Below are 651 nucleotides of genomic sequence, written 5' to 3'. Positions count from 1 at the left end.
CCTGTGGACGGCGTCGAGCACCGCCTCGGACGGGTCGGCGGGCACCGACGGCACCTTCTCGAAGATCATCCGGCCGTCGCTGCCGACCGCGACGAGATCGGTGAAGGTCCCACCCACGTCAACGCCGAGCCACACCGCCACGTGATGATCCTGGCACGTCGAGGCAGCCTACTCACAGCCATCCGGGACACAGGTCCGCAGTGTCGTCCAGGACGGACACTGGGAGTAGCAGGACCCCTCACCGCCCGTGGCCCGGCTCACGGGCTACGACCTTCGGCCGCATTCAGGTGAAGGTGACGAGTAGCCTGATTACACAGCAGTGAAAGGGCCCGCACCCGGGGCCATAACAGAAGGTGGATAGAGGGGAACGCCCCCGTGACAGCACCGACGGTACCCGAGTCTGGACCCGACTTCGGCCCTAACGAGTGGCTGGTATTCGAGATCTACCAGCAGTATCTCGCCGACCCCGAGAGCGTCTCGCCGGAGTGGCGCGAGTTCCTCTCCGACTATCAGCCCGAGGGTGTCAACGACCGGCCAGGCGCGAAGGTGCCCGTCCCGCCCGCCGTTGCCAAGGGTGCGGTACCGGCTCCCAGCAGGGCCGGTGACACCCCCGCCGGCGGGCCGGCGTCCTCTGCGGCCAACATCTCCGTG

General features: G+C 67.7%; 2 protein-coding genes. One reads left to right on the top strand and one right to left on the bottom strand.

The window, feature by feature from the left end:
• Nucleotides 1-141, bottom strand: a 141-nt coding sequence (locus tag DD1DGNOD_RS05610) for a hydantoinase/oxoprolinase N-terminal domain-containing protein (protein ID WP_131769598.1), incomplete at its 3' end; no start/stop codon positions are given.
• Between the two features lie 234 nt (nucleotides 142-375).
• Here DD1DGNOD_RS05610 and DD1DGNOD_RS05605 point away from each other — a divergent pair.
• The coding region (locus DD1DGNOD_RS05605) for a 2-oxoglutarate dehydrogenase E1 subunit family protein (protein WP_165036450.1) at nucleotides 376-651 on the top strand (276 nt) is incomplete at its 3' end.

Source organism: Candidatus Protofrankia californiensis (genome assembly GCF_900634765.1).
Lineage (GTDB): Bacteria > Actinomycetota > Actinomycetes > Frankiales > Frankiaceae > Protofrankia > Protofrankia californiensis.
Note: the sequence above shows the minus strand (reverse complement) of the source record. Positions and strands in the feature narration are given on the sequence as shown.